Source organism: Paenibacillus sp. N119s (genome assembly GCF_059447605.1).
Genome location: NZ_JCAJRU010000292.1, coordinates 1 through 5,376, shown reverse-complemented (window position 1 = coordinate 5,376; position 5,376 = coordinate 1). Strand labels below are relative to the sequence as shown.

Annotated in this window: 5 protein-coding genes and 1 pseudogene; all 6 read left to right on the top strand. The window is 46.3% G+C overall.

What is annotated here, in order from left to right; all coding sequences use genetic code 11:
- Nucleotides 1-881, top strand: an 881-nt coding sequence (locus AC5V8P_RS22990) for a bifunctional metallophosphatase/5'-nucleotidase (RefSeq protein ID WP_495473898.1), incomplete at its 5' end; no start/stop codon positions are given.
- On the top strand, nt 835-1,995 hold the full coding sequence (locus AC5V8P_RS22985) for an HD-GYP domain-containing protein (RefSeq protein ID WP_063213146.1): 1,161 nt from the start codon (nt 835-837) through the stop codon (nt 1,993-1,995). The genes AC5V8P_RS22990 and AC5V8P_RS22985, both read left to right, overlap by 47 nt.
- A gap of 97 nt (nt 1,996-2,092) precedes the next feature.
- Complete coding sequence (gene yfkAB / locus AC5V8P_RS22980) at nt 2,093-3,223, top strand: radical SAM/CxCxxxxC motif protein YfkAB (RefSeq protein WP_064796244.1); 1,131 nt, start codon at nt 2,093-2,095, stop codon at nt 3,221-3,223.
- Between the two features lie 106 nt (nt 3,224-3,329).
- Complete coding sequence (locus AC5V8P_RS22975) at nt 3,330-4,688, top strand: hemolysin family protein (protein WP_064796243.1); 1,359 nt, start codon at nt 3,330-3,332, stop codon at nt 4,686-4,688.
- A 201-nt stretch (nt 4,689-4,889) separates the two neighbouring features.
- A complete protein-coding gene (locus AC5V8P_RS22970; protein ID WP_063213143.1) occupies nt 4,890-5,114 on the top strand; it encodes a spore coat associated protein CotJA in 225 nt (74 codons plus the stop codon).
- A gap of 1 nt (nt 5,115) precedes the next feature.
- Nucleotides 5,116-5,376, top strand: a pseudogene (locus tag AC5V8P_RS22965) (spore coat protein CotJB); the annotation flags it as partial.

Genomic DNA, 5,376 nt, shown 5'->3' with positions numbered 1-5,376 from the left:
AGTTTCCTGAAATTGACGTGATCCTTGGCGGTCACACTCACCATGTGCTGGAGGAACCGCTGCGGATCGGGAACAGCGTTTTGTGTGGGGCGGGTAAGTTCGGAACGTTGCTTGGTGAAGTGACACTAACCCGTAACCATAGTCTTGAACCGTTTCGAGTTACCTCAGGCGGCGTAGTTCCTGTGGATCAGACGCTGCTGGACGAAAAAGTGGCATCGGCCATTGTGTTGCATCGAAAACAAGCAGAACGGGCCATGGAGAGCACAGTGGCAGTAACGGATCGGGAACTGGCGATTGCCTATAATCAGGAGTCCCCTTTCGGGAATTTGCTGGCACAATCGGTGTCCCACTTTACAGGAACCAAAATTGCCCTCGTCAATGCAGGCCAACTGCTCGGACCATTGCCTCAAGGAGATATCAGCAAAGGAATACTGCATTCCTTATGCCCATCGCCGATTAATCCCTGTGTGATGAAACTGCGGGGAAGAGACATTCGGTTGGCACTGGAGCAGTCCCTGCTGCCTGAATTTACAGACAAGCCCATGACAGGCTTTGGCTTCAGAGGCAAAGTGCTTGGCACGATGTGTGTGGAAGGATTGACCGTTCAGTATGATCCAGACCATGCTCCTTATGATAAAGTGACGGACATTCGTGTAGCGGGTCAATCCTTGGAAGATGATGAGGAATACATAGTGGGCACGTTGGATATGTTCACTTTCAAAGCAGGTTATAAGGTGCTTGCGAACGGAACAGTTCTCCGATTTATGCTTCCAGAGTTTTTACGGGATTTGATTGAAATGGAGTTGAAGCGTCCGGGCGCGATGGAAGAATGTTTTGCAGCTAGGTGGCTTCAGGTATCAAAACAATCGGGAGAGGATTAAGCTGCGACTGGTACCTGTTACATTATTGAGAGCCGGCATGAAGCTGGGCAAAAAAATATACAACGAAAATGGAATGGTGCTGCTCTCGGAAGGTGTTGAGCTTACTTCACGATTGATTGAACGTCTAGGCCAAGTCGGAATTGGATATGTATACATTGAAGATGCTGTGACAGAGGATATCGTCATTCCTGAGATGATCCATGAACAGACAAGAGCCGCGGCGCTACAGGAAATCAAAAAGCAGTTCCAGGGTTTGTCATCCTACTCCGTAGAGCATAAGCACAAATATTTTGGCAAGTCATTTTATAAGGTAATGGAATCCATTCTGGACGATATTGGAGGCCGCCAGGATGCCGTCATTATGTTAATGGATATTGGGGCCGCGGATCAGGATTTGTATCATCATTCTTTGAACGTATGCTTGTATTCACTAGTCCTGGGGATATCCAATGGTTACGATAATAACCAGCTCATGGAGTTAGGAATAGGTTCATTACTGCACGATATCGGTAAAATGAAGATTTCACCTCAAGTGCTCTATAAGCCGGGCAAATTGACGGACGAGGAATATGAGCATATGAAAACACACACAGTCATTGGTTATAAGCTTCTTAAAGACGAACCCGGGATTCCCTTGCTGTCGGCTCATTGTGCATTACAGCATCATGAACGTATTGACGGCAGTGGATATCCAAACGGCTGGAAAAAGGATCAAATTCACGAATATGCAAAATGGATCGGTCTGGCGGACTCATATGATGCCATGACAGCGAGTCGAATTTACAAGCAGGCTTTGCTGCCCTATGAAGCGATGGAGGTGCTATACGCAGGGGCAGGAACGTTGTATGAGCAACGGATGCTGGAAGCCTTTCGTGACTGTGTAGCTATTTACCCTCTGGGGCTGTCTGTGGTGCTCAACACAGGAGAAGAGGGAGTCGTAGTGCGTATACATCCCAAAATCCCGCAAAGGCCTGTCGTTCGTATTGTAAGAGACCGGGATGGGCAGGAACTGAAGGCTCCTTATGATGTGGATTTGTCTGTATCTCTTTCCGTAATGATTACAAACACATTGGGCGCTGCTACCGGTCCTTTCGGTGGAGTACACGTAGATTAGCAGATGATTCGGAAGAAAGCATGCAGACACTTTACTCATCATGATATGATAATTATATGTCTTTTAAGGTTAATAACAGAAATAAGGTGAAAACATAATGACAGTTCTACAAAATAACACGCTGCCCCAAATATCGCCAACATATGATCCGTGGGACCCGATTGTCTCACTGCGTACACATGGCCGTCATTTGCTTACCAGTGTGGAAATGACCGTAACACATTTATGTAATATGCGCTGTGAGCATTGCGCTGTCGGCGACATGCTGGTTATGAAGGAGGCTCCTTTCCTTCCTTTAGACCTAATGCTGAAGCGGCTGGATGAAGTTGAGCATCTGGAGACTATTAGTATTACAGGCGGAGAGCCAGCTTTGCTGGATAAAACAGTGGACGAAGTGATTGTGCCGCTGTTGAAATATGCCAAGGAGCGCGGTATTCGTTCGCAAATCAACTCCAACCTGACATTGGATATCCGTCGATATGAGAAGATGCTTCCGTATCTGGATGTCATGCATATTTCGTTTAATTATCTGAATGCGGACGATTTTTATGAAGTTGGATTTGCCAATACTGGACGTCCGACCCCACGCGCGGGTGCTGTTCGCCTGTATGAAACAATGATCGAGAATGCACGCAGATTGAGCGAAATGGGCATGTTCATTTCAGCCGAGTCCATGATTAATTATCGGACACACACGAAGCTGGAGGGCATTCATCAGTTGATTAACGAAATGGGATGCCGACGGCATGAGGTTCATCCGATGTACGCGTCGAATTTTGCCTCTGCATTGCCTGTACTTTCTCTCGATGATATGCGGAGATCGATTGATAAGCTGCTGGATGTACGAAATCAGGACATGTGGATGTTGTTTGGTACATTACCATTCTTTGCTTGTTCGGACCGGGAGGAAGACCGCAAATTGCTTCGCCGTTTGAGACAGGAGCCGAATATTACGGTGCGTAACGATCCGGACGGAAGAAACCGTGTAAATGTGAATATGTTCACGGGGAGCGTATATGTAACGGATTTTGCAGACATTCCAGCTTTCGGAAACATTCAGGAAAGCAGTCTGGATAATATCTTCGGTGAATGGCTTAATGAACATCCGTTGAATCAGACCGTGAACTGTCATTGTGATGCGGCTGCGTGTTGCGGACCGAATCTACTCGTAGCAGATATGTATTACAAGGGTGTAGACTTTAAATCAAGAAAAGCATTGCAATTATAAGCATTTTTACATGATTCCAATTACAGTTTCCAATCATAAATACGGAATTGAAAAGCTTGCAAGTCGAATGATGCAGAATGCTAACTAAAGAAATGGGGAGTTCGTATTGGATGGTCATACCGAGTTTCATTGGGGATTGTTAGGGGTGAATCTCTTTTTGGTACTGCTGCTTGTCTTTCTAAACGGTGTTTTTGTGGCCGCAGAGTTTTCGCTGGTCAAAATGCGCCAATCCCGATTGACGCAGCTCCAAAGTGAGGGTCATCGCCTGGCAGGCTATGCGTTGAAGGTGAACAAAAAGTTGGATGCTTATCTGTCTGCCACCCAATTGGGCATTACGCTGGCTTCATTGGGGTTAGGTTGGATTGGTGAGCCAGCAGTATCCGGCTACCTGATAGAGCCACTCATGCACAAACTCGGTGTAACTGACGGTACACTGATTACAACGGTATCCGTTGTCGTCGGATTTTGCGTCATTACTTTTTTGCATATTGTATTGGGCGAGCTGGCTCCCAAGTCTTTGGCGATTCAAAAAACCGAAGGTGTGGCGTTGGTTTTATCGGCGCCCTTGCTGCTGTTTTATAAGGTCTTTCTGCCTGTAATCTGGGTGTTGAATACTGCCGCAAACATGCTGTTACGGGCATTCGGCATTCAGCCAGCGAGTGAAGCTGAAGCGGCACATTCGGAGGAAGAGATCCGAATATTGATGAATCAGAGCGCCAAAAGCGGTGTAATTGATAAGGATGAAATCAAGCTGATGGATAATATCTTTGATTTTTCCGACTTGCTTGCCCGTGAGATCATGTTGCCGCGTACGGATATGGATTGCTTGTACACGAATTTATCGTTTAAGGAAAATCTGAAAATTATCAGTGACACCAAGCATTCCCGTTATCCGGTAGCGGTGGAGGATAAGGATCAGATCATCGGTTTTGTCCATATTACAGATCTTCTGTTAGCCGAGCAGGGCGAGCAACTGGATCTGGCCTCGGTGGTGCGTCCTATTCTGAATGTGCCTGAGTCCATGGAAGTAAGCCATGTGCTGCGTCTTATGCAGAAAAAACATTCCCAAATGACTCTCGTAGTGGATGAATACGGCGGAACCGCTGGTCTGCTGACAGCGGAGGAAATTCTGGAGGAAATCGTCGGGGATCTCTATGATGAGTTTGAGGATGAACGTCCAAGCGTGGAAATGAAAGAAGACTTCATCTCGGTGGACGGCCGTATGCTCATAGAGGATGTGAATGATTTGACTGGAGTGAACATTGAAGACAACGAGGTGGATTCCATCGGAGGTTGGCTGTTCAAGGAATTGGAAGGCAGTCCGGTGAAAGGGAAGAAAATAGAGTTCTATAATCTGACCTTTGAAGTGGAGGAAGCAACAAGGCTTCGCATCATGAGAGTGAAAATTCACCGCAAACCTGATCTGGTCAATGAAGATGAGCTTTCTAGCGATGAGGAATCCTGATCCACAGAGAATAACATGATCAGTTCAGATAAAAAAGTTATATAGAGTGCTAAGAAAGAGCCTATAAATCCACATTACCGTGGTTTTATAGGCTCTTTTTGAGTTTTATTTCTTTGAACAAATTTTTCTGTTCGAGACTTGGGCGATGCGGCATATGTTGAATAGTAAAGCAGATGGATCAATTAAAGGAGGTCCCGGCCCGTGAAATTTCCACAGCAAGGTGAGTATGCCCCGTTTGTCGGCCCGTTCGATCCTTGTCCGCCCATTCTATGCAAGACTTATGTGCTTCCGCCGAACTTGTTTATACAATTTCAGCCCCCTGGTCTGCCGCAATTCAGCCCAGAAGAGGCGCTGACGAAAGGAACGCTATGGCCATTGCTTTACAGTCCTTATGAGCCTAGGAGAAACCAGGGGGGAGGCGAATAACATGGAGAATCCAAATCAAGGTCAGTCCCCAAATCAATTTCAACAGCAAATTCAGTATGAGAGTGGACATCAACAGCCTAGTCAACCTCAAAGCCCCTATTCAAATTCGTATCAATACCAGAACCAGAACGAGTATCAATATCAAAACCAGTATCAAAACCAGTATCAAAGTCAAGCTCAGGACTATAGTCAGCCCAGAATCCCGGTTCAAGGCTATGCGCCTCAAACCAAACCGGGTGATGCTCAATTTTACGCGCTATTG

Bases quoted from the DNA above. Each gene is read 5' to 3' on its own strand.
- yfkAB (WP_064796244.1), top strand. From the start codon at position 2,093: ATGACAGTTCTACAAAATAACACGCTGCCCCAAATATCGCCAACATAT.